We start from the raw sequence: 21,729 nt of genomic DNA, 5'->3' as shown, positions 1-21,729 counted from the left end.
TATTAAATATAGATAATCAATACTTTTATTCCAGTTCCATTTTGGTGATCTCAAATGGCATGGCGCATATATCCTCCGTTTCAAAGGTCTCGTACATATACCCACTAAACCTTACCTTTAGACCATCCTCCTTAAATTCTTCTGAAAGGTTGCAGGGGGCCAAAGGGAGGTATATGTTAGGAGGTGTAGAAATTCCAATTATGGTATAATTTGACTGACAGCCATCATTGTCAATTTCGCCAATAAGATCTGTAAACCTTGCTTCAATTTTTCTGTTCTCCTCCTGAAAACAATTCGGCAGGGAGTCATCATTGGAGCACGAGTTAATGGTGACAAGTAACACTAATATTTTAATCACAATCCTTATATTCATAATGACTTTTTTTAGAAATGAACATACACTGTAGAAAAACATTGTTCTAGATTATATATTGATGATGCATTTAAATCAAAATAGTTGCTCGTTCGCAACTGAAATATCTAATTAATAGTTTATTGGGGAAGTAAAAAAATAGACCAAACTTACTTCCTTGTACTCAGAAGTTGATCGTTAATGTTTGGTTGCAAATTTATCCAGTAATTAGGATAGTTTGTGGTAGTTATATTACCCTGAAACTAATTTTCCAATCAAGGGTCAGTAGGTTGCGCCCTAATTCGATTTTATGTAACGCTTATCTACCTGAACACTATAAAATCGAAATAGGATCCACGCGCAAAGTTTTTGTAAGATTTGGGGAGAAAAGCTCTAGCCAAATTAAGACCTGTAACAGCCATCAAAAAATTAATAGTGGGGTCAAATTCAATAATTCTGTATCTTTACGTAAAAGCTATTTAAAATGGACCTACAATCTAGAAAAATTAAGTTTGTACAGGAGTTTTTGAAATTACAAAGCGAAGAGGTCATTTCCCATCTTGAAAAAATATTGAGCAAAGAAACCAAAACTTTAACTAACCAAGAGTTTGAGCCTTTTACGATCGAAGAGTTTAATGTCCGAATTGATCAATCGATGGACGATTCCAAAAATGGGAAATTAATCAAGGCAAGCGATTTAAAAGCCAAAATTGACAAATGGGCCTAGAAATATTTTGGACTGGATTCGCTGAGGATCAACTTCATTGTATATTTAAACATTACCAGAAAAAAGCTGGTAATCGCATTGCCAAAAAACTTGTAGATGGAATTTTTAATGAGCCTTCTAAACTAAAAATCCAACCCGAAATCGGCCAAATCGAAGAATTATTAAGAGACAGAGAGCTCGGTTTTCGATATTTGATCTACAAAAAAAATTATAAAATAATTTACTGGATAAACGAAGACGAAAATCGAGTTGAAATTATAGATGTTTTCGACGTTCGGCAATATCCCCTAAAAATACGGAGATCGCAATAAGTCCGAAAGTTTAGTCATAGATTAACTCATAAGCGGAGGGATTTTCTCGATTACTATTCGATTTTAAACAATACCATTTATATCCATTTGACTACATTTGTAAAGACGGAATAAAAATCCTCAAAAAAGTTCACAAATCGTCAACATTAGAAACTTAAAAAATGTGAACCCCTAATAAATAGGGCGCTCACAGAAAGAAGTTCGATTCTTGGTGAGGTCACGAACCAAAGGTGCGCAGCACCAAAAGCGGTAGCTTTCGGATCGAAGCCCGTACTGAGCGGAGCCGAAGTGATTCCTGGTGAGGCTACGAAGTAGGCTAGACTGAGGTGTATGGCACGGTCATTTCTTTAAAAGTAGAACTATACTTTCTTCATTGTTCTGCATTTCCTTTTATTAATTCTTGTGTATTTGATGAGGTTGGCGTGAGGTGGTAAAAAAGAAATTCATATTTAATAATAAAATACGCCCCTGAGCATCTTAATCCTGCTCTAACGTAATTGGCGATTTTCAAGATTGCGTAATTGCATTGTTATATTGGTGGAATACTCTGGATCAGGAACAATTGTTGTGTTTATGTAAAATTGGGATTAATTTGATCACTTATGTTTTTTGAGCAATAGTTTTAATTAATAGGAGCAATCTAGAAAAACCAACGATTAAATTATTCTTTCATTTTACTCAATTGGTCGTTATTGTTATTTATTGGATTTCGTGAATCTTCGATTTCTTTGCTTTCCAATGAAACCGACGCAGGAGGTTCATGAATACCTTAATATAAAATAGAAAGGCAATGAATAAAACGAAACAAACCCGCCTTGCCGTCGGGCAGGAGAAAAGACCCTTCTTCACTAGGTGGCCCCTAAAATCTCTGGATTTTAAGGACCGATGCCATGGCCTAAATTATTTCCAAGGCTTCAACAATTCTTAACGGCCATGCCATCTCCACGACGGAAGAAGAACGACCAAACCATAGGCATGGAGGACAATGTCCAAAGGTATTTAATAACGGAAAATGACTTATCTCCACATGAAGGTTGACGGAAAGAATGGACCGGCCTATTTTCAATTTCGTCTTAAATCAAGTGGTTTCCATATTGGGTTCAGGTAGCTGTCCAAAGAGCATTTCGCTTAGAGAAAGCGGCCTGGACGGCGCGGCTGTGGAAATTGCGTAGATTTAAAGAAATTTAAAATCAGCCTCCTAGGCTACAACTGGCTCCTTCTAACCAAGGTACACCGTACCTTGGTTATTCAGCCCTGGTCGTTTTTTGGGCGATGCAAAAAATGAACAGAACACAAACTTGAGATAGTAAATTATATCTTTTTGTAATTCACACACAACTTTTGGGACTGATCCAATACTCTTCTCAAAATAAAGCTGTTTGCCATTAAGGATTTGTTTGACGTTTTGTATAGGACAGATATTTATCAGGTTAATTATAAAACAGTTAGAGCAAAGAGAGGAATGTGCACTTCATTAAATTTATATGTTATTAACATTAAAATTTATAACAATGATTACCGAAAATAAAAATCAAGATAAGAAGTCAGTTTTAAAGGGTTTGAATAATGAGGTTCAACAAAATCGTGGACTTGACCTAGAAACAAACCCTAATGGGGATTCAAATAAAGGGGTGGGCAAACCGGTCGACAACGGAGGTGTTGCAACGTCAAAATTTGATAAGCATTTGGAAAAGCAATGGTTGGCCGTACGGGATAATTATCTCGCAAATTTTCCGGAACTAAACGATATGGACACCACATATGACAACAAGGGTTTTAGTACTCTAATACAAAAGCTGGCGAAAAGAAGACGGCGAACTTCAGAGCAGGTGCGGGAGGAAATAATGAATTGGTCTTCTTCCCAATAATTACCGTATTTCTTTACCGCCCTATTTTCTGATATTACCGGGCAGTTTCTGGGCATGGCCATAAGATTCTTCCCTAAATTAAGTTTTGGTTACCATAAAGAAGTCCTGGACCGCTCCTAGATGTCATCATGAAAGCAAAGTGGAATAGATAAGGTGACTGAAGCTACATCTATTTAATTTAGTAACTTGCATAAGAGCTATTTAAACAATGTTAAACATATATCCTTTATTACTACAATTGCCAATAGGCACTCGAAATCCGGATGATAATAGTCCTATTGATCTTACCAATGCATTCGATGTTATTGTTTATATAATTCTGCCTATTTTAATGGTTATCTTTTATGTTATTTGGAGAAAGAAAAAGAAGAAAGATTAACATTCTGGAAATCACTTTTTATTAGTGAAACTCAATTTTGAGAAGTCAGTAAAACGCACTGAAAATTGCAAGTTGAACCTAGATCCCGCCTTTTTCGGCGGGATCTAGGTTCAATACCTCGACCCTTGGGTAGATTCCTATTATTGGGTTCAGGGCTTGCCCTGAGGTTTAATACCTTTTATTTGTGCTCAGGTACAATAAACGATTTATAATATTTAAATAACCCAAGGCAATTCTGGCTGGTTCCCGATCCAAGAGAAAAGTTGGAGGACTCTTGATGGAAGATTTGAATAATTAATACTTAGAACCTATAGAAGTTGAAGGGAATATCTTAATAACACCCTTCTTCACATGTTTTAAATCCGTATCTTTCTTAAGATTGATAATGATTATGGCCATTTTTTTACTAAATTGTACTAAAGGCATAGTATAAATCCGCAAAAACAAATGGATTTCCCAATGGGAAATTCCTGCCTTTTAATAAATTTAATGAGCCCGCAGAAATTATTCGGGCGTTTCCCCATTATTTAATTTTGAACAAGTATCTAGGCCTTGGTCTAAAGAAAAGCTATATGGTAAAAGGTATAATAAACACATTGTGCGCATGATTGTGCAATCTGACGTTGCGATGGAGCCGATAGCAATTCGTAATCGGGTTTTTAAGCATATGTTGGCAACACGCGATTGGAAGTACCGGATTTTTTTGCGTTATCTGCGTTTCTTTAAATACGCCGCTTTTGCCCCGATAAGAGGTGAATTCTTGGAATGTTATTACGTTTTAATGCGATTTCTAGATGATATTGTTGATGGTGACGCGCCTATGCCAAAAGGGTATTTAAGTGGAAAGGATTACTTATTGGAAAAAATAGAATTCTCAAAAAATACGATTCACCCTAAAGACGAAGTAGACCATTTAATGGTTCATTGTTTTAAGCTGGCAGAAAAATTTGGTGAAGATTTCAGGGAAGAAACTGCCGATATCCTTAACTCATTACTTTTCGATGCAAATCGACGCGGTAAAATGATCATTTTTCCCAAAGAGGATTTGATACATCATTTCCACTTATTGGATATCAGGGGTACTATAAAAGCTACTTTAAAGGTTTTTAAGGATAATCCGGAGAAGTATACCTTGTTGGAGCCACTTGGGATGGCCTGTAGGTACCAATATGACATAGAGGATATAGCTGCGGATTTGGCTGCAGGTTATGTTAATATCTCCCAGGAGGAATGCATACGGCTCCAAATTTCCAAGGAAGATCTGAATAACCCCGCTTCCAAAAGAATAAAAAAATGGCTGCTTGAACGTGCAGAAAAAGGGATGCAACTTCTTGAAGAGCATCATAGGAGATTGCCTGAGGGGAATTTTTCACTATTGCAAAAATGGGCATTTACCTTGGTTTATGAGATTCCCGCGAAGAAGGTTTTTAAACAAATTATTTCGGACAATCAAAACAATTAAAAGCAAGTGGCAATATCCAATTTTCATCTGAACAAATGGTTTCTCGATTTTATAGGGGACAAAGGTGAAGCAATGATCTTTTACGCCGCAAAATTAACTTGGAATGGATTCTCGGCCCATTATGCAAGTTGGATACAATATGATTCCGAGAATGGGGTTAAGATATCTTCCCATTTTCGAAATGTAATAATACCTAAGAAAAAGGAAAAATTGATCAGTTGGCACGATGACAAATTTAAGGTTTCTGGACAGTGGGAATCTGTTGCTAAACCTCTACAAGCCCGGATATATGATGCTGATCATGGGTTTCTGGACTGGAACTGTTTTCAGCCTGCTTCTAAAGTGAAGCTGAATATTGGGGATAAGGTTGTTAAAGGCAACGGATACGTTGAACAATTGATTCTAACCGCCCCTCCATGGCATATCCCTATGAACGATCTGCGTTGGGGGAGATTCCATTCGCTGGGCAATACCATTGTTTGGATAGAATTACGAGCGGAAAAACAACAGCAATGGATATGGCTTAATGGCGAAAAAATAACAAATTGTAGTATAGAAGACAATTGCCTTTCATCAGATGAAAGGGCTTTTTCACTAAAGCTCGATAGAGGTGTAGTTATTGAATCCGAAAAAAAAATACATCAGGTAGTGCACAAACTTCTAAGATACTTACCTGGATTTAATAAGTTGATGCCCTCCAAGTTTTTGATGGCTAAAAATCACAAGTGGTTAAGTAAAGGTGAATTTCAAAAAAATGGGGATCCTGTTATAAATGGCATGGCCATCCATGAGTGGGTTGATTTTAACGTACAGGATCAATGATTTTAAAGGCTGAACATATCGCTAAATCCTTCGGAAGAAAAAATGTCCTCAAAGATATCTCCTTTCAATTGGAAGCGGGATCTATCACGGGCGTTGTTGGAGAAAATGGTTCCGGGAAGTCGGTTTTAATGGAGATCATTGTTGGACTTCACAGTGCGCATAGGGGAAGTGTTAAAATTATTGGCAGTATAGGTTATTGCCCACAAAGGGCAGTTGTTTTTCCACATCTTACGGTGCAGGAACATTTCGATTATTTTTCTGTGGCCTACGGTGTTAACAGTGGGCTATCTAAGGTGCGGTATGAAGAACTGCTCCTATACTTCAATTATAAAAAGTACCAATATGAAAAAATTATTAATTTGAGTGGGGGTACCCAACAAAAACTTAACCTCTCAATAGCTCTTCTGCATGAGCCAAACTTATTGATATTGGATGAGCCGTATAATGGTTTTGATTGGGACACCTATCAGCGGTTTTGGAATTATACCACTGAACTTAAGAACAGAGGCTGTGCCATACTAATAGTTACGCATTTGCTGAATGAAAAGGTAAGACTTGATCAAATTTATCAACTTGAAAACGGGATATTGGTATGAAGCTGAATAAGATCACAATAGGTTTATCCATGATTTTGAGAATGCTCGTTCGCCAAAAGATCGTGATTATTTTGCTTTTGCTCATTCCCGCATTTTTCTTGACGATGGTACAGATTACGACTTCGGACAGAATACTTCCTTTTCAATTGGCTTCAGTAGGTGAGGAGGTTTTTATAAATATTAGTGAAAAAGCTATTTCCTTCATCTTTTTCGCCGTAGCCTCATCTGGTTTTCTGGTTGCATTTTTGGCCTTAAACCTAGTTCAAAAAAACAATGATGTTAACCGTAGGCTTATTCTTTGCGGCTATCATCCCATAGAATTATTAATTTCTATTTTGCTTGCCTTGTTTTCGGTGATTGTAGTAATTGCTATTTATACAGGGCTGCTTACAAGTGTATTTTATTCCATTGATCACCTTGGTAGTTTTATTATTGGGTTAGTACTTATTGGCTTTGTCTACGGAAGTTACGGCCTGGTCATTGGCAGTCTTGTCAAGGCAGAGTTGGAAGGTATTTTGTTAATCGTGCTGCTTGTAAATATAGATGCAGGTTGGCTGCAGAACCCTTTGTTTTATGCTGAAGCACAAAATCAGCTAATCATAAAATTCCTCCCGGCCTATTTCCCTTCCCAATCGGCCATTATTACTGCGGTAACAGATTTTTCTGCCACTGTAGCCACTGTGAACAGTTTGGTTTATGGTTTCGGCTTTTTAGTTATTTCCATGCTTATTTTTTTCTATAAAATGCGAATGAAATGAATACAAGGAATCGAATAAACAAAACACTATATGCCGTCCTCTTTCTCATCATTATCCCCCTAATGTTAGTTCTTTGGGCAAAATATACTGAAGACGTGATCGACTTACCTGCAATTGAATCGATATTGACGGGTTGGATGTTTATTGGATTTGGGGCATTCCTAATGGTAACGGCCATGTTCTATTTAAAAAAATATGGGGAAGGATTGCCTATGAATGCCTATCCTCCTCGAAAATTTGTAACCAAAGGGCCATACCATTACCTGAAACATCCTATCTATTGGGGTTTCGGCCTTTTAGTAATTGGGTATTTTATTTTGACCAAGTCGGCAAGTGGCCTCTGGCTGGTAACACCTATTACCATCCTCTCTATGATAGCCCTTGTTTTGGGGTACGAAGCCATAGATTTGAAGAAAAGATTTCCAAATGAGGCCAAGTCCACAATTTTGGATATGACTGAGGGTACAACCGGGTTGGCTGATAAAAGTTCGCGTTTAGTATCCATATTATGGGTATTGGCATTTTTATTTTTGTCTAATTTTGTTATATCCTTTTTGGTAGGAGACAGCAAGGCTGCATGGGGAAAACCGTTGAATTTGCCCATAAATACTGAAAATCAGTATTTGCTCTTATTGAGTTTGTTTTTTTTAATCGCAGTGCCTCTTTTTATTGAGAGGAAGGATTTGTTAAGGAACTGGGTAATTGTATCTATCCTTGCTATATTTATTTCTTCCTATACAGCACTGTTATTTCCTAGTGTATGTGCACAATATCTTCCGGGTCAAAATAGCTTTTTCTATTATGTTCCCATCTTTTTGATGTTGCTTTCGGTTAAGATTATGTACAAACAATCAAAGACCAAGGGTATTATATTTGGGCTACTGGCAATTGTATTCAGTTGTATACAATTATCTTTCAGCAATTCTGCAGAGCTTCATTTACTTTGTTCTGCCCTAATATTTCTAATAGCTGGTAATTATTTTAAAATTTGGACCTTTTTAAGGAAAAGAGCTGAAAAAATAGCCAATTCATGGCAGGAATGGGTATTTGGAAAGCTAAGGGTGATAAATCATGGTTTCTATGTAGGCTTTGGTACCTTTTTTGGGATTTTTCTTTCCGGGATTTTAGTGGGCGATGCCTATGCTTGGGCAATCTTGGTGTTTTCTTTTATAGTAATTGTATTTTCTGCACTTTGGGCGCAAATAATAGAAGGCTCGGAGAAATTGAAAAGACCCTATGGTTATTATGGTGCCTTGGTGGGGATTCTTTTTGCAAGTATAGCCGTATGGGCTATGGGTTATAATGTGTGGGTAGTTATTGGAGTAATATCGGTATTTATGCCATGGGTCCAAGCCATTGGTCGCTTTCGTTGTTTGGTAAATGGATGTTGCCATGGTGGAAAGGTAGACAACCCGGACATTGGAATTAAATATTACCATTATCGTTCTCGCGTTTGTGGTATTTCAGATTTGAAAGGCGAACTGCTTCACCCAACGCCTTTGTATGCCATGATTTGGCTTTTTTTGGTTGGGTTTATTCTTTTATCACTTCATAATAATGATTTTCCTTCGCCATTTATTTTTGGCCTGTATTTAATATTGACAGGGATAGGCCGTTTTGTGGAGGAGGCATATAGGGGAGAGGTGCAAACACCTATTGTAAAAGGGTTAAGACTATATCAATGGACAGCAATCGCATCCGTTCTTGTTGGCATGTTTATGACCATCCTACCTGTAGATGTAGTGTACCTAACACCGGCTGTTGGTTGGGAAACCTTGGTATCTGCATTGGTCGGTGGGCTTTTTACGGCTTTTGCCATGGGGGTGGATTTTCCTTATTCAAATGCACGTTTTTCAAGATTGGTGTAAATATAGCTAGCAACCCAATTTGAACCTTTGGTCTGCCAAAAAGTTTCCCAGTTGTAGGACTTTTCAATACGGGAATTTGGGTAGTTCCGGTGTAGTTTATCGGCTTAGGAAACCATTTTGTTCATAACCTAAAATTCCTGAATGTTGATTACCTTAGCGCTAAACTATTTTCCATGGAAAAGAGCAAAATTAAAAATGTATTTGTAGCAGGTGCAATAAGCCCGGAGTTCATTGCCAATTCCATTGCCAAGCACCAGTCCAAGACCACTATCGGGGCCCACGATATCTTTTTGGGCCAGGTAAGGGCAGATCTAATTGACGGACAGGAAGTGGCCGCTATAGAATATACGGCCTATGAGGAAATGGCCAATTTAAAATTTCACGAAATTAGGGAGGCTACCTTTGCCAAGTTTAACCTAAGCTGTATGCATATCTATCACAGTTTGGGAAGGGTAAATGTTGGGGAAATATGCCTGTTTGTTTTTGTGTCATCTCCACATCGAAAGGAAGTTTTTGATGCCTTGCACCATGTTGTGGAAGAAATAAAGAACCAGGTGCCTATTTTTGGAAAGGAACTGTTTGAGGATGATTCTTATCAATGGAAAGTAAATAAATAGAAATGGTAGATATTACCCATAAAAAACCTACGTTACGCACTGCAATTGCTCAGGCTATAGTCCAAGTAAGTTCAGAGGATACTATAGAGGCGATAAAAAATAATACGGTGCCCAAGGGCGATGTGTTTGCCATGAGCAAGGCTGCCGGTCTATTGGGCGTAAAGAAGACGGCGGAACTTCTGCCGGACTGTCACCCCTTACCGATAGAATACACCAATATTTCGTACTCCATAGACGGCTTGAAGATTACGGTTTTGATTACTGTAAAGACCATTTACAAGACCGGGGTGGAAGTGGAGGCCATGCATGGTGCCAGTATTGTGGCCTTGAATATGTACGATATGCTTAAGCCTATAGACAAGGGTATTGAAATACAAAATATTAAGTTGCTTAAGAAAACTGGGGGTAAGTCAGATATAGGTATAAAAGAATAACCCTCAGTTATGATTTTTAACAAATATTTTGGAATATCCCTTTATATCTTTGTGGTATGAAAAAAACAAGCTTCTTGCTTTTTTTTAGGATTCTAGCTCTTATACTTTTCTTAAGTATAGGCCAAGTCTCCTTGGCTACAATCAAAGAGGTCAAGGAAGTTAAGTCCGGGGTTAATGGTGAGATCCAAACGGACCATCATTTAACCTATGAGTTGCCCAACTCAGGGCACACCATGCTTTTGGCAGAAGGTAATTATAAATTGCCAACAGTTAACGAGCTGAGGCCCGATCTTAATTTATATGTACCGAATACCATAAGTTGCCTGTCCATGCTCAAAGCAAAGGAACTTATGTCCTTAAAAAGGGAGGTCCAAATTATTGCTAGTTTGGACGCACTCACCATTATCTATCCCTTTCACACCTTTTTATAAATTTTTCCATTAGTCACACCTAATTCCGGAATAAGCAATTTTGGAAATTTTCCCATGCCATAAATTATGTTTGGACTGTGGGGATGTAATTAATAAATGGAATAATTTAAAAAAAAATACAATGAATACATCAATGTTGTTGGTATCAGTTTTATTGGTGCTTTGCACCGTCATACCTTTTGTAATCCTTAATAAATCAGGAAAAGGGGATTTAAAATTAATGTCAAAGGAAATTAAAAATTTAGTGATCGAATCAAAACTGAAATTCGATTTAAAGGAAAGTTGGGGCAATTCTTTTATTGGCCTGGATTCCAATAATAAGAAGCTTATTTTTTCCAAAGTATTTGATGGTGTTGTGGCACTGGAAAATATTGATCTCAATGAGGTGTCCAATGTCAAAATTGAAAAGAAAACCTACGAGCTCAAGTCCAAAAATAAAAGGGAGACGGTTTTGGAAAAATTGGATTTGGAGATAAGCTTTTTGGATCATGAAAAGCCCGCCAAGATCCTGAATTTTTATGACATCAATAGTATTTACATGGAGGATTATGAACTTGTCCGAGCCGAAAAATGGAATACTGCCATCAATGGGGTTTTAAAAACAAATATAAAAAGAGCCAAGGTGGCCTAATTTCCTAGCTTTATTTTAGTTATAAAAGTAAAGGGCAATCTGTATTTTGGAAAATTGACTTTTCGCAATACAGTTTGCCCTTTTTTGTTCAATATATTTTTGCAGGAAAAGGATCCGGTATTACTCGCGTATTGACCAAATTTCGTTTAAGGGATCGCCCTTACTGCTTTTGCCCGTATGGTGCCAATCCTTGCCATTTAATTTGTAATCAAAGGAAAGTGCGGCCCCCACGCGGGAATTGTCTCTGGAGAAATAGGCTATATTTTCTGTGTATTTGCCATTGGTAGCGTCATAGATGCCGCCCCCACTACCAAAAAACTCGAAGGTTTCGGTGTTGTAGGCAATCCATTGAAAATGTCCGTTCAATAAATATTTCATAGTCTTTCTTGGCCTGGAGGTATCCCTTCTCTGCTCCCCCTGGTCCGTTACACGGCCAGTCATTAACCACTTACCGTCCAGATCCTGGGAGCCAAGTGTGGTAGGGGTAAAAGTCATTGGCTTGGGCCCTTCGAGTATCAAATTTCCCTTTTGTAGTTTATAGGGAACATTTATACTGGTTATTTTATCTTCTTTATGATTGGAATTAAACTCAAGGTCAACCTTTAGGTTGTTGCCGGAGGTGGTATAGTAGCCTCCTATTGTTTTTATAAATTCTGCGGGGGACTCTTTATAGATGGTATGCACGTAGTAATCCGCGTCCAATTTCAACTCGTGATGAAGGGTTCCGTCCTTGCTTTTTTCCTCAAAATGATAGACGTTGGCCGGAATTTGGGCCGTAATTTTATAAAAAAATGAGAGGAATAGAATTAGACCTATGGAAACACTAATTTTTGTAAGCTTCATAACTATCTGGTTTTTATTTAAAAATAGTCAAGAAAAGGTTAAAAATCAACGGTTTAAATTTAATTTTTAGTTAATTTTTTGTTATAGGGAAAATTCATTTTTTACTTCAACGTAAAATTTTTCAAAACGCTTGTTTTTTCATTTTTTTTGTTTTCATTTGTCACATCAATTTAGCCTTAAATTTTATCTTGATAATAGCATCTAGTAGCGTACAATGAACCATACTTACAAATTTAGGCTTCTGGCAACAGAAAGATTCAGGCAACTGAAATTTAAAGGTATAGGTAGCCAAAATTTACTTGGTATTCCAAATTTTTCTTCTATCGTGTGCAGTCAGCACGACTATTTTTTTATACCCACCACTGAAAAGCAGATAATTGTTTAGGGATTTAGTTATAATTTCTAATATTATTTGCATTTGGCGATGCTATTTACTTATTTACAATTCATATATTTATTTAAATGAACACGAAGTACATTAATCTTATAGATCAAACCTATTATTTCCCACAGGAGGAATTTACCTTGGAGGGCGAAAACCTAAAGTTCCATGGAATTCCACTAATGGATTTGGTGGAGGAATACGGTAGTCCTTTAAAGTTTACCTATTTGCCCAAAATTTCCGAAAATATCAATAAGGCAAAGGAATGGTTCAGGATAGCCATGGAAAAAAATAACTATAAAGGTAAATACCATTATTGCTATTGTACCAAAAGTTCCCATTTTAAACCGGTTTTGAACGAGGCCTTAAAGAATGATATTCATATTGAAACTTCTTCGGCCTTTGATATTAATATCGTTGAAAAATTAAAGGAAAAGGGTAAGATAAAGGATAACACCTTTGTCATATGTAACGGGTTTAAAAGGGATCAATATATTACCAATATTGCCAATCTAATAAACAAGGGACATCAGAATTGTATTCCTATTATAGACAATTACGAGGAAATAGACCTTTTGTCCGATGCCATCAACGATACTTTTAAAGTTGGAATCAGAATTGCATCCGAGGAGGAGCCAAAGTTTGAATTTTATACCTCGCGACTGGGAATTGGATACAAAAATATTGTACCTTTTTATGAGAATCAAATTAAGGACAATGACAAGGTAGAATTGAAGATGCTACACTTTTTCATTAATACCGGTATTCGTGACAATGCCTATTATTGGAACGAATTGGTAAAATGTTTAAAGGTGTACGTGAGACTTAAAAAGATATGTCCATCCTTGGACAGTCTTAATATTGGTGGTGGTTTCCCCATAAAAAACTCTTTGGCTTTTGAATACGACTATCAATACATGATAGATGAGATCATAAACCAAATTAATATTGCTTGTCAGGAAGCGGATGTTGCCGTACCAAATATATTTACCGAATTTGGAAGTTTTACGGTAGGTGAGAGTGGCGGGGCCATTTATGAAATACTATATCAGAAGCAACAGAACGATAGGGAAAAGTGGAATATGATCGATTCTTCCTTCATAACCACATTACCGGATACCTGGGCCATCAATAAACGTTTCATTATGTTGGCCATTAACCGCTGGTATGATGAATATGAAAGGGTATTGTTGGGTGGATTAACCTGCGATAGTGATGATTATTACAATAGTGAGCAAAACATGAATGCCATTTATTTGCCCAAGTATAGAAAGGATAAGCCCCTGTATATAGGGTTTTTCAATACAGGCGCCTATCAGGAGACTATTGGAGGTTATGGCGGGCTGCAGCATTGTTTAATACCACATCCAAAACATATTTTAATAGATAAGGACGAAAACGGAAATATAACGACCAAATTATTTAGTGAACAACAAAAGGCAGAGGACCTGCTTAAAATTTTAGGATATGAAATGAAACCCAGTGCTAAAGCCGAAGTTAGCCAAAGCATTGAGAAGCAAATTAAATCTGACCTTTAAAATCAATAAACTTTAAACAAATGAATACAACTAACAATTACGCTGGCATACCAGACGAGTTTGCGCAATTGGAAAAGGCAAAGGTTGTTTTGATACCTGTGCCTTATGATGGAACCAGTACCTGGGGAAAAGGAGCGGACAAAGGGCCGCAGGCTTTTTTGGAGGCTTCGGAAAATATGGAATGGTATGATATTGAAACCGACACGGAGGTCTATCAGCAAGGGATATATTTGGCGAATGCCGTAGAGGAGGACAGTTCTCCGGAAGCTATGGTAAACGCGGTACACAAGGTTACCAAGGAGTATATTAAACGGAACAAGTTTGTTACCCTTTTCGGGGGCGAGCATTCAATTTCCATTGGTACCATTAGGGCCTTTAATGAGTGTTTTGATAACCTTACCGTGTTGCATATAGATGCACATGCAGATATAAGGAAGTCGTACAATGGCAGTAAATTTAATCACGCTTGCGCGGTTCACGAGGCAAGTCAGACCACCAACCTTATCCAGGTTGGGATACGCAGTATGGATGCCATTGAAAAAACCTTTATCGATGAGGAGAAAACATTCTTCGCACATGATATGGTAAATGATGAGTATTGGACGGATAAGGTAATAGATCTTATGACGGACAATGTCTTTATAACTTTTGACCTGGATGCATTGGATCCGTCCATTATGCCATCTACCGGTACTCCAGAACCGGGAGGCTTGTTTTACTATGAGACCCTGGAGTTTCTTAAACAAGTATTCGAGGATAAAAATGTTGTAGGATTTGATATTGTGGAACTTTGTCCCAATAAAATGGATAAAACTTCCGATTTCCTTGCAGCCAAATTATATTACAAAATGCTTAGCTATAAATTTATGGGTGAGGCCGTAGAAGACGAATACGACAACACTTATGACGTTGATTCCAAAGTGGGAGGCAACAATAATTCAAAATTCGACGATGACGAAGACTAAAGGAGAGATCTCCAATTTTATTGAAAAGTATTATTTACATTTTAATGCGGCCGCTTTGGTGGATGCCGCAAAGGGATATGAGGATCAACTAAAACAGGGTTCCAAAATGCTGGTCTCTTTGGCAGGGGCCATGAGTACGGCAGAATTGGGGAAGATATTTGCTGAGGTTATCCGTCAGGATAAGGTGCATATCGTATCCTGTACAGGGGCCAATTTGGAAGAGGATATCATGAACCTGGTGGCGCATTCCCATTACAAACGCGTGCCCAATTACCGCGATCTGACCCCTCAGGATGAGTGGGACCTGTTGGAGAAGGGCTTGAACAGGGTAACGGATACATGTATTCCGGAGCATGAGGCCTTCCGAAGATTGCAAAAGCATATTTTTGAAATTTGGAAAAAAGCAGAGGACGCTGGGGAAAGATATTTGCCACATGAGTTTATGTACAAATTGTTGCTTTCCGGGGTTCTGGAAGAATACTATGAGATAGATCTTAAGGATTCGTGGATGTATGCTGCAGCGGAGAAGAACTTACCTATAGTTTGCCCAGGTTGGGAAGACAGTACCATGGGGAATATTTTTGCTTCCTATGTAGTAAAAGGCGAATTAAAGGCCAGTACCATGAAGTCCGGGATTGAATATATGACCTTTCTGGCAGATTGGTATACCGCCAATTCTGAAAAAGGGATCGGATTTTTTCAGATAGGTGGTGGAATTGCCGGAGATTTCCCAATTTGTGTGGTGCCTATGTTGTACCAAGATCTTGAAAGGACAGATACGCCGTTTTGGAGTTATTTTTGCCAAATCAGCGACTCTACCACAAGTTATGGTTCCTACTCTGGCGCAGTGCCGAATGAGAAAATTACCTGGGGAAAATTGGATATAAATACCCCTAAGTTTATTATTGAAAGTGATGCAACCATTGTTGCGCCCTTAATTTTTGCGTACCTATTAGACATGTAGTATATGGACAATTTAAAAAGAGTTATTGTAGACTTTAAAAAACTTACTCCCGAAGTTTTGAAACTTTTGGTTGAGAAGTATCCGGATGGGTACGACGATCTTAATATCATCTCCTTCAAGAATGCCCAAGGGGAGCGTATCGAGGCCGTTGAAGTGACCACCGAGGATACCAAATATCTTGTCAAAATAAGTGCCAAGTTGGAAAAGACTATGGCCAATTACGATGAGGATGATTATGAGGACTTTGACGATGACGATCCAGAGGCTATTCCAGATGTGGATCTGGAAGGAGTAGAGGGAGATGATGACGATGATTAACGCGTGATGTTTGAGGTTGTTGCCGTTCATATAGCATCTTCGATCAATATTAGGCAATGTAAATCCCAATTGCCTTTAAAAATATTGTTTTCGGACAGTGATGAACTCTATTTGAAAAACGGCGAAAAAAAATTCGTATATATCTTTCAATATGGTCTGGTATCCTTTTTTAATCATTCCGAGGATGAAAAAGCGAAGATTCTAGACGCCCTTTCCGCTATTACCAAGGAGAAAAATTCTCCCCAATTTACAGAAACAATACAAGTAGAAATAATCGAAGGCCACCAAAAGGTGGCTTTCGATAAAGTAATCTTGCCCAGTTTTGATGCCGAGTTTATTAGATTGGTAATGTTGAATACTTCCCAATCGGTAGCCTTGGACCAATATTCCGAAATTTCCCAACAGCTATTGGAAGAGACCAATGAACACACTCAATATTTGGAAAAGAAAGGAAAACTGAATATTTCGGGAATTAAGCTCAGGAAGTTTATTGGGAAGGTCCTGAATATTAAAAATCAGATATCGGAAAACCTATATATTTTTGACGAGCCCGACAGCACTTGGGAAAATGAGCAGCTGAACAGATTAAACCTGGAACTAAAACAGACGTTCGATCTAAAGATCAGGTATAGAAATATTCACGAACAATTGGGGATTGTAAAAGAAAATCTGGAATTGTTCAAAGATATTTGGGACCATAGGGAAAGCAGTAGATTGGAATGGGTGATTATAATATTGATATTGGTAGAAGTTTTGGATCTTTTTGTATTTAGATTATGGAGGTAAATTGTAATTGATCTTTTTACTACCTTAGTTAAAGCATCAAAAATAAAACAAAGCCTTATGAAATTAGCCAGTATAATTTTTGAAACTACCCTATTATTAAGGGGAGTTGATGTATAATGGCGAATTGCACCCGATAGGTGTCGGGATGATCTCATTTATTAAGAATTAAATATAAACAGATGAAAAATGCACCTTTCCATATGTCATTGCCCTGCCTAAGTATAAGCAAAACAGAAGATTTTTACGTAGACGTCATCGGTGCCGAATTGGGAAGGCACTCTTCCCGATGGCTGGATATTAATTTATTTGGAAACCAGATTACGTTCACCAAGGCAGGCATTTTTAATTTTGCCTTTAAGACTTATAAATTCGAAGATACCGTGTTGCCTTCTTTTCACTTTGGGGTCATTGTGGATGAAGACACTTGGAATAAGTTGCATGCCAAATTGACGAAGTCGGAATATGAACTTACGATCGAGGTCGTATTTTTAAAGGATAAGATAGGCGAGCATAAGTCCTTTTTTATTCAGGATCCCAATGGGCATATGGTAGAATTTAAATGTTTCAAAAAACCAAAAGAGATGTTCTTGTCCTGATTTTCAGGATTATTTCCCAAGGTCTATCGTCATTCAATAAATTAATAATCAATTATTCTTGATTCCCAGGGGTCAAGTGTTTTATTTTGCAGTTAATTAAAAAAATATAAATATAGAAATGAAGTATAAGGACCTGGATATTATTGGTAGTGAGGAATGGTGTGTATTCGAGGATTTGGAGATTCCTGCTATAAAGGCTAGGGTAGATTCCGGGGCTAAAACTTCTTCCATACAGGCAAATAATATAAAAGTGTATACCAAAGGGGCCCACGAATGGGTAAAGTTCGAGGTTAATCCTTTGCAGGACAATAGGGGGATTAACATAGACTGCAAGGCGCGTTTGGTAGACCGGAGGACGGTAAAAAGTTCTTCAGGGATATCCGAGGAGCGTTTTGTGATTAAGACCCCGGTACGGGTTGGCAATCATACTTTTGATATAGAGCTCACCTTGGCCAATAGGGACACAATGGAGTACCGTATGCTTTTGGGCAGGGAGGCACTCAATGAGCGTTTTGTGGTAAACCCCGCGGTTAGTTTTAATTTGGGGGAGTTTACGGCAACGGAAATAAGTCAGAGGTACGCCTCCCATTTTAAAGAAAAGACAGGGCTTAAAATTGCATTGCTGGCCAGTAACCCATTGTTGTACAGCAATAAGCGAATAATGGAGGCCGGTGAGGCTATGGGGCATGATATGGTGTTTTTAAATGTGGAGCACGCCTATATGAAACTCGATGCCAATTCCCCGGAGATTAGATATAGGGGAGGGAACATATTAAATGAGTTCGATGCCATTATACCTAGGATAAAACCAGCGGTTACCTTTTACGGTTGTGCCTTGATAAGGCAGTTCGATAACCTTGGGGTGTACTGCTTAAATTCGGCAGAGGCTATAACCCAGTCCAGGGATAAATTGTTTGCTTCCCAGCTTTTTTCCAAAAATGATATACATATCCCTATCACCGGATTTGCCAAATCGCCCATGGATACCAAGGATCTTATCAGGATGGTCAACGGGGCACCTTTGATTATAAAGTTACTGGAAAGTACCCAAGGTAAGGGCGTGGTCTTAGCAGAAACAAACAAGGCTGCAGAAAGTGTTATCAACGCCTTTAAGAGCGTACAGACCAATATCTTGGTACAAGAGTTCATTAAGGAAGCAAACGGTCAGGATATCCGCTGTTTTGTGGTAAATGGAAAAGTTGTGGCTTCCATACAGCGCCAAGCCGAAAAAGGAGAATTCCGGGCAAACCTTCACCAAGGGGGCAAGGCATCCATTATAAGAATTACTGCGGAAGAAAGGAAGTTGGCGGTAAAGGCGGCCAAAGTACTAAATCTGGCCGTAGCCGGAGTGGACATCATTCGTTCCAACAAAGGTCCCTTGCTGCTCGAGGTTAATTCATCCCCAGGATTGGAAGGGATAGAAAATGCTACTGGGAAGGATATTGCCAGTATCATGATCCGGGCTATAGAGAGCAAGATCAAATTCAGTGTCTAGTTCCTAATTCTAATTAAAAAGGATACGTTGGGAAGCTGTGGCCATTGTTCATGCCTTCCCAATTTTACTTACTAAGTGAGATTTGAATGCGTTGGGGTAATTGCTTAAAGGACCCGGTTATAAAAATTGAGTTTTGCCTTAAAGCTTGGTTAAATATAAATGCTACCAAAGCTAGCGTTTATTAAAATTTGTACCTTCGCCCTATGGGAAGAATATTGTTTTACGTCAGTGTTTTTATTTTGTTGGGCTCTTGTAAACAACAGGGAAAGATAGAGGCCGTTGAAGAAAAGGCGGAAGTGTTTTTTAGCGTTGATTCGCTCCCCAAGCCCAAGGAAATAAATGAACAGGCCATGACAATAATTAAGGAATGGCAGGAGTTCATCGGTTTGGAAAATACTTTTGAATCACTGTATCGGGTGGCAAATAGGGAGGATTTGGTACTGGTCATTGAAGATTTGATAGAGAAACAAAAAACGCTGGAAGCATCTACTTACCCGGCAACATTTGATAAGCCACAGATTAAGAGCAGGCAAAAGGTTTTTAAGACCTATATTCTTAAAACAAAGGGGAATTTGGAATACAGGGATGGTACAAAGGCATCCACCATAGAAATGATCGATGCTTATAACGCATTTAGGAACCAGTTCAATGTTATTGTAAACAGTAAGTTGGACACTATACTCATATTAAGTGAGTAGGGTTCTAGTGTTTGTTTTGATGGTCTTTTTTACCTTACCGTTGAGGGCCCAAAGACCCCAGGATAAAATAGAAATAGGGAATATTCTGGATAGCTGGCACATAGCGGCAGCAAGCGCCGAATTTGATCCCTATTTTAATTTAATGACTTCCGATGCCGTGTTCATAGGTACGGATGCTTCCGAGAATTGGCAGTTGGAAGAATTTAAGGCCTATGCAAAGCCCCATTTTGATAAGGGTAGGGCATGGAACTTCAAAGCCGTGGAACGAAATGTATATGTCAATGACGAGGGGGATTATGCCTGGTTTGATGAATTATTGGATACCCAGATTAAACTATGTCGTGGTTCAGGAGTACTTAGAAAAGAGTCCGGAAAATGGAAAATTGCACATTATGTGCTCTCCCTGGTTATTCCCAATGAAAATGTTTCCGAGGTAATCCTGATAAAGCAGGAAAAGGACAATAGGATAATCGAAGATTTAAATAAACAGTAGTCCCCTGTTAGGAAGGGGAAGCATATATCTTTAGAGCAACAAAAAACCACTGTATAGCAGTGGTTTTTTGTTGTTTTCCATTATTGGGAGCCAATAAGGTTAATTCCAGTATATTTCGATTATTGCTTAGTTGCTTGTGGCTCCTTATTCTCTTGTTTCTCTTTTCTGGACTGTAAAGCTTGTCTACTTAAACTGGCCAAATTAAAATTGGGGTCTATTTTTAAAGCTTCATCAATGGTGGCCAGGGCACCATCTATATCGGTTTGATCCTTATTGAATTCTACTAGGGCCTTTAAATGTATAAAGGCAGCCTTTAAGGAAACCTCGTATGGTTGTTGCCTTTCATAGAATGCATATTTCATTTCTTCTTTGGCATTGGCAATTCCATATTCAATATTGGCGGCTGCACCTTCATTGTCACCGGTCTGTATTTTTAGGTCTGCCAATTCGTATGCCAAATAAGGATTTGGTCCTCTCTTATTAAGAATTTCAAACTGTTCCAAAGCCCTCTTTGGTTGGTTCAATGCTTTTAGGGAAATAGCTTTTACCTGTACGGCCAAATCCGAGTCCGATTCGTTCTTTTCAATCCCAATCGTGTTTAAAGCTTGTAAATGCTGATTGTCCGTGGTGTAAATGTAAGCCAGGGTGTCGTTACGCTCTTTGCTGGGGGAAAGTATGTTTAGGTGGGTAATGGCGCTAATTACCCCGTTTATATCGCCCTGTTGTCTCATTTGGTCATAATAGGCCTCATAATGCTTAAGCAATTCACTTTTTGTCTGTGAATTTGCAGTAAATCCTACCATAATTAGGAGGATCAGTACTATTTTCTTCATTGTTCTAATTTTTAGTGTGCCAAAACTAGTAAATTATTTCTAACCATTTGTTAAGGAATGTCTTAAACCTTGGATAGGCAATAAAAAAGGATGCCGATCGGCATCCTTTTTCTAATATGGTTGGTCTGGGTCTGGGTTAAACAACGGTGAGCGTAACATTCCTGTTTTCGTATGCCCTTATAAGTCTGGCGTAAAATGCAATACTCACATTGTCCTTGTCCAAGCTAGAACTTAAAAACTCCTTTAAATTCTTAAAAAGTAAATTTGCCCTAAGAATTGGAAGGCTGGAATTCACTTTTTTCGGGTCATAACAGCTGTCGTCCATAACAATATCCATGATGACCCTCTTTCTGTGATAGTCGATGGATACATCTGCAGCATTGTAATATTTTTTCAATATGGCAACATGCAGTTTTTGAAATTTTGGGGACATTTTGCTTTTGGAACAGCTTTTGGAAATTAATTTTTCAATTTCGGTAAGCACTCTCGTTTTTAGACCTGAATTTTCCATGATAATTGAATTTATTCGTTTATTTAAAGATACGTACTAATCGATAAACGG

At 38.1% G+C, this 21,729-nt stretch carries 25 protein-coding genes; 21 read left to right on the top strand and 4 right to left on the bottom strand.

Annotated elements, in window-relative coordinates:
* Positions 1-25: 25 nt before the first annotated feature.
* Complete coding sequence (locus tag BUA60_RS00775; RefSeq protein WP_072859856.1) at positions 26-373, bottom strand: hypothetical protein; 348 nt, start codon at positions 371-373, stop codon at positions 26-28.
* A 463-nt stretch (positions 374-836) separates the two neighbouring features.
* Between BUA60_RS00775 and BUA60_RS00770 the strand changes: the two genes are divergently transcribed.
* The 12 genes from BUA60_RS00770 to BUA60_RS00710 all read left to right on the top strand — a co-directional run bounded on the left by BUA60_RS00770 (position 837) and on the right by BUA60_RS00710 (position 11,256).
* Positions 837-1,079, top strand: a complete 243-nt coding sequence (locus BUA60_RS00770) for a hypothetical protein (protein ID WP_072859855.1) — start codon at positions 837-839, stop codon at positions 1,077-1,079.
* A complete protein-coding gene (locus tag BUA60_RS00765) occupies positions 1,070-1,390 on the top strand; it encodes a type II toxin-antitoxin system RelE/ParE family toxin (protein ID WP_072859854.1) in 321 nt (106 codons plus the stop codon). The genes BUA60_RS00770 and BUA60_RS00765 overlap by 10 nt, the downstream gene beginning before the upstream one ends.
* A 1,511-nt stretch (positions 1,391-2,901) precedes the next feature.
* A complete protein-coding gene (locus BUA60_RS00760; RefSeq protein WP_072859853.1) occupies positions 2,902-3,258 on the top strand; it encodes a hypothetical protein in 357 nt (118 codons plus the stop codon).
* Positions 3,259-4,241: 983 nt separating this feature from the next.
* A complete protein-coding gene (locus BUA60_RS00750; RefSeq protein ID WP_143153102.1) occupies positions 4,242-5,099 on the top strand; it encodes a class 1 isoprenoid biosynthesis enzyme in 858 nt (285 codons plus the stop codon).
* A 6-nt stretch (positions 5,100-5,105) separates the two neighbouring features.
* The gene (locus BUA60_RS00745; protein ID WP_072859850.1) at positions 5,106-5,921 is read left to right on the top strand and encodes a hypothetical protein; all 816 of its coding nucleotides are present in this window, start codon (positions 5,106-5,108) and stop codon (positions 5,919-5,921) included.
* Positions 5,918-6,517: an ABC transporter ATP-binding protein gene (locus BUA60_RS00740; RefSeq protein ID WP_072859849.1), complete on the top strand. Its 600-nt coding sequence runs from the start codon at positions 5,918-5,920 to the stop codon at positions 6,515-6,517. Before BUA60_RS00745 ends, BUA60_RS00740 begins: the two co-directional genes overlap by 4 nt.
* Positions 6,514-7,275, top strand: coding sequence for an ABC transporter permease (locus BUA60_RS00735; RefSeq protein ID WP_143153101.1), 762 nt, complete (start codon positions 6,514-6,516; stop codon positions 7,273-7,275). Before BUA60_RS00740 ends, BUA60_RS00735 begins: the two co-directional genes overlap by 4 nt.
* Positions 7,272-9,143 carry a prolipoprotein diacylglyceryl transferase family protein gene (locus tag BUA60_RS00730; protein WP_084532438.1) on the top strand — a complete coding sequence of 624 codons (1,872 nt, stop codon included), beginning with the start codon at positions 7,272-7,274 and terminating at the stop codon, positions 9,141-9,143. Before BUA60_RS00735 ends, BUA60_RS00730 begins: the two co-directional genes overlap by 4 nt.
* Positions 9,144-9,316: 173 nt before the next feature.
* A complete protein-coding gene (locus BUA60_RS00725; RefSeq protein WP_178346946.1) occupies positions 9,317-9,760 on the top strand; it encodes a molybdenum cofactor biosynthesis protein MoaE in 444 nt (147 codons plus the stop codon).
* A 2-nt stretch (positions 9,761-9,762) separates the two neighbouring features.
* Positions 9,763-10,194, top strand: coding sequence for a cyclic pyranopterin monophosphate synthase MoaC (gene moaC / locus BUA60_RS00720; RefSeq protein WP_072859846.1), 432 nt, complete (start codon positions 9,763-9,765; stop codon positions 10,192-10,194).
* Positions 10,195-10,250: 56 nt separating this feature from the next.
* Entirely contained in the window at positions 10,251-10,625 is a 375-nt protein-coding gene (locus BUA60_RS00715) for a hypothetical protein (RefSeq protein WP_072859845.1), read from the top strand.
* 121 nt (positions 10,626-10,746) lie between these two features.
* Complete coding sequence (locus BUA60_RS00710) at positions 10,747-11,256, top strand: hypothetical protein (RefSeq protein ID WP_143153100.1); 510 nt, start codon at positions 10,747-10,749, stop codon at positions 11,254-11,256.
* A 120-nt stretch (positions 11,257-11,376) separates the two neighbouring features.
* Here BUA60_RS00710 and BUA60_RS00705 read toward each other — a convergent pair whose 3' ends face one another.
* A complete protein-coding gene (locus tag BUA60_RS00705) occupies positions 11,377-12,099 on the bottom strand; it encodes a hypothetical protein (RefSeq protein ID WP_072859843.1) in 723 nt (240 codons plus the stop codon).
* A 462-nt stretch (positions 12,100-12,561) separates the two neighbouring features.
* Here BUA60_RS00705 and BUA60_RS00700 point away from each other — a divergent pair, with 462 nt between their 5' ends.
* The 9 genes from BUA60_RS00700 to BUA60_RS00660 all read left to right on the top strand — a co-directional run bounded on the left by BUA60_RS00700 (position 12,562) and on the right by BUA60_RS00660 (position 20,334).
* On the top strand, positions 12,562-14,019 hold the full coding sequence (locus tag BUA60_RS00700) for a type III PLP-dependent enzyme domain-containing protein (protein ID WP_072859842.1): 1,458 nt from the start codon (positions 12,562-12,564) through the stop codon (positions 14,017-14,019).
* A 20-nt stretch (positions 14,020-14,039) separates the two neighbouring features.
* Positions 14,040-14,984 carry an agmatinase gene (speB, locus tag BUA60_RS00695; RefSeq protein ID WP_072859841.1) on the top strand — a complete coding sequence of 315 codons (945 nt, stop codon included), beginning with the start codon at positions 14,040-14,042 and terminating at the stop codon, positions 14,982-14,984.
* A complete protein-coding gene (locus tag BUA60_RS00690) occupies positions 14,971-15,948 on the top strand; it encodes a deoxyhypusine synthase family protein (protein ID WP_072859840.1) in 978 nt (325 codons plus the stop codon). Before speB ends, BUA60_RS00690 begins: the two co-directional genes overlap by 14 nt.
* A 3-nt stretch (positions 15,949-15,951) precedes the next feature.
* Positions 15,952-16,266: a hypothetical protein gene (locus BUA60_RS00685; RefSeq protein ID WP_031442019.1), complete on the top strand. Its 315-nt coding sequence runs from the start codon at positions 15,952-15,954 to the stop codon at positions 16,264-16,266.
* A gap of 6 nt (positions 16,267-16,272) precedes the next feature.
* A complete protein-coding gene (locus tag BUA60_RS00680) occupies positions 16,273-17,052 on the top strand; it encodes an RMD1 family protein (protein WP_072859839.1) in 780 nt (259 codons plus the stop codon).
* A gap of 179 nt (positions 17,053-17,231) precedes the next feature.
* The gene (locus BUA60_RS00675; RefSeq protein WP_072859838.1) at positions 17,232-17,648 is read left to right on the top strand and encodes a VOC family protein; all 417 of its coding nucleotides are present in this window, start codon (positions 17,232-17,234) and stop codon (positions 17,646-17,648) included.
* A gap of 118 nt (positions 17,649-17,766) precedes the next feature.
* On the top strand, positions 17,767-19,143 hold the full coding sequence (gene rimK / locus BUA60_RS00670) for a 30S ribosomal protein S6--L-glutamate ligase (RefSeq protein WP_072859837.1): 1,377 nt from the start codon (positions 17,767-17,769) through the stop codon (positions 19,141-19,143).
* Positions 19,144-19,346: 203 nt separating this feature from the next.
* Positions 19,347-19,841 carry a hypothetical protein gene (locus BUA60_RS00665; protein WP_072859836.1) on the top strand — a complete coding sequence of 165 codons (495 nt, stop codon included), beginning with the start codon at positions 19,347-19,349 and terminating at the stop codon, positions 19,839-19,841.
* A complete protein-coding gene (locus tag BUA60_RS00660) occupies positions 19,834-20,334 on the top strand; it encodes a nuclear transport factor 2 family protein (RefSeq protein WP_245802483.1) in 501 nt (166 codons plus the stop codon). Before BUA60_RS00665 ends, BUA60_RS00660 begins: the two co-directional genes overlap by 8 nt.
* Positions 20,335-20,453: 119 nt before the next feature.
* On the opposite strand, the gene BUA60_RS00655 is transcribed toward BUA60_RS00660, so the two are convergent.
* Complete coding sequence (locus BUA60_RS00655) at positions 20,454-21,167, bottom strand: hypothetical protein (RefSeq protein WP_072859834.1); 714 nt, start codon at positions 21,165-21,167, stop codon at positions 20,454-20,456.
* A 136-nt stretch (positions 21,168-21,303) separates the two neighbouring features.
* The gene (locus tag BUA60_RS00650) at positions 21,304-21,678 is read right to left on the bottom strand and encodes a hypothetical protein (RefSeq protein ID WP_072859833.1); all 375 of its coding nucleotides are present in this window, start codon (positions 21,676-21,678) and stop codon (positions 21,304-21,306) included.
* Positions 21,679-21,729 lie beyond the last annotated feature (51 nt).

Source organism: Arenibacter palladensis (genome assembly GCF_900129275.1).
Classification (GTDB): Bacteria; Bacteroidota; Bacteroidia; order Flavobacteriales; family Flavobacteriaceae; genus Arenibacter; species Arenibacter palladensis.
The sequence above is the reverse complement of the archived record's forward strand: the minus strand, read 5'-3'. Positions and strand labels throughout refer to the sequence as shown.

Excerpts from the sequence above, each read along its gene's own strand:
- BUA60_RS00775 (WP_072859856.1), bottom strand. The coding sequence starts at position 373 with ATGAATATAAGGATTGTGATTAAAATATTAGTGTTACTTGTCACCATT.
- BUA60_RS00770 (WP_072859855.1), top strand. The coding sequence starts at position 837 with ATGGACCTACAATCTAGAAAAATTAAGTTTGTACAGGAGTTTTTGAAA.
- BUA60_RS00765 (WP_072859854.1), top strand. The coding sequence starts at position 1,070 with ATGGGCCTAGAAATATTTTGGACTGGATTCGCTGAGGATCAACTTCAT.
- BUA60_RS00760 (WP_072859853.1), top strand. The coding sequence starts at position 2,902 with ATGATTACCGAAAATAAAAATCAAGATAAGAAGTCAGTTTTAAAGGGT.
- BUA60_RS00750 (WP_143153102.1), top strand. The coding sequence starts at position 4,242 with ATGATTGTGCAATCTGACGTTGCGATGGAGCCGATAGCAATTCGTAAT.
- BUA60_RS00740 (WP_072859849.1), top strand. The coding sequence starts at position 5,918 with ATGATTTTAAAGGCTGAACATATCGCTAAATCCTTCGGAAGAAAAAAT.
- BUA60_RS00735 (WP_143153101.1), top strand. The coding sequence starts at position 6,514 with ATGAAGCTGAATAAGATCACAATAGGTTTATCCATGATTTTGAGAATG.
- BUA60_RS00730 (WP_084532438.1), top strand. The coding sequence starts at position 7,272 with ATGAATACAAGGAATCGAATAAACAAAACACTATATGCCGTCCTCTTT.
- BUA60_RS00725 (WP_178346946.1), top strand. The coding sequence starts at position 9,317 with ATGGAAAAGAGCAAAATTAAAAATGTATTTGTAGCAGGTGCAATAAGC.
- moaC (WP_072859846.1), top strand. The coding sequence starts at position 9,763 with ATGGTAGATATTACCCATAAAAAACCTACGTTACGCACTGCAATTGCT.
- BUA60_RS00715 (WP_072859845.1), top strand. The coding sequence starts at position 10,251 with ATGAAAAAAACAAGCTTCTTGCTTTTTTTTAGGATTCTAGCTCTTATA.
- BUA60_RS00710 (WP_143153100.1), top strand. The coding sequence starts at position 10,747 with ATGAATACATCAATGTTGTTGGTATCAGTTTTATTGGTGCTTTGCACC.
- BUA60_RS00705 (WP_072859843.1), bottom strand. The coding sequence starts at position 12,099 with ATGAAGCTTACAAAAATTAGTGTTTCCATAGGTCTAATTCTATTCCTC.
- BUA60_RS00700 (WP_072859842.1), top strand. The coding sequence starts at position 12,562 with ATGAACACGAAGTACATTAATCTTATAGATCAAACCTATTATTTCCCA.
- speB (WP_072859841.1), top strand. The coding sequence starts at position 14,040 with ATGAATACAACTAACAATTACGCTGGCATACCAGACGAGTTTGCGCAA.
- BUA60_RS00690 (WP_072859840.1), top strand. The coding sequence starts at position 14,971 with ATGACGAAGACTAAAGGAGAGATCTCCAATTTTATTGAAAAGTATTAT.
- BUA60_RS00685 (WP_031442019.1), top strand. The coding sequence starts at position 15,952 with ATGGACAATTTAAAAAGAGTTATTGTAGACTTTAAAAAACTTACTCCC.
- BUA60_RS00680 (WP_072859839.1), top strand. The coding sequence starts at position 16,273 with ATGTTTGAGGTTGTTGCCGTTCATATAGCATCTTCGATCAATATTAGG.
- BUA60_RS00675 (WP_072859838.1), top strand. The coding sequence starts at position 17,232 with ATGAAAAATGCACCTTTCCATATGTCATTGCCCTGCCTAAGTATAAGC.
- rimK (WP_072859837.1), top strand. The coding sequence starts at position 17,767 with ATGAAGTATAAGGACCTGGATATTATTGGTAGTGAGGAATGGTGTGTA.
- BUA60_RS00665 (WP_072859836.1), top strand. The coding sequence starts at position 19,347 with ATGGGAAGAATATTGTTTTACGTCAGTGTTTTTATTTTGTTGGGCTCT.
- BUA60_RS00655 (WP_072859834.1), bottom strand. The coding sequence starts at position 21,167 with ATGAAGAAAATAGTACTGATCCTCCTAATTATGGTAGGATTTACTGCA.
- BUA60_RS00650 (WP_072859833.1), bottom strand. The coding sequence starts at position 21,678 with ATGGAAAATTCAGGTCTAAAAACGAGAGTGCTTACCGAAATTGAAAAA.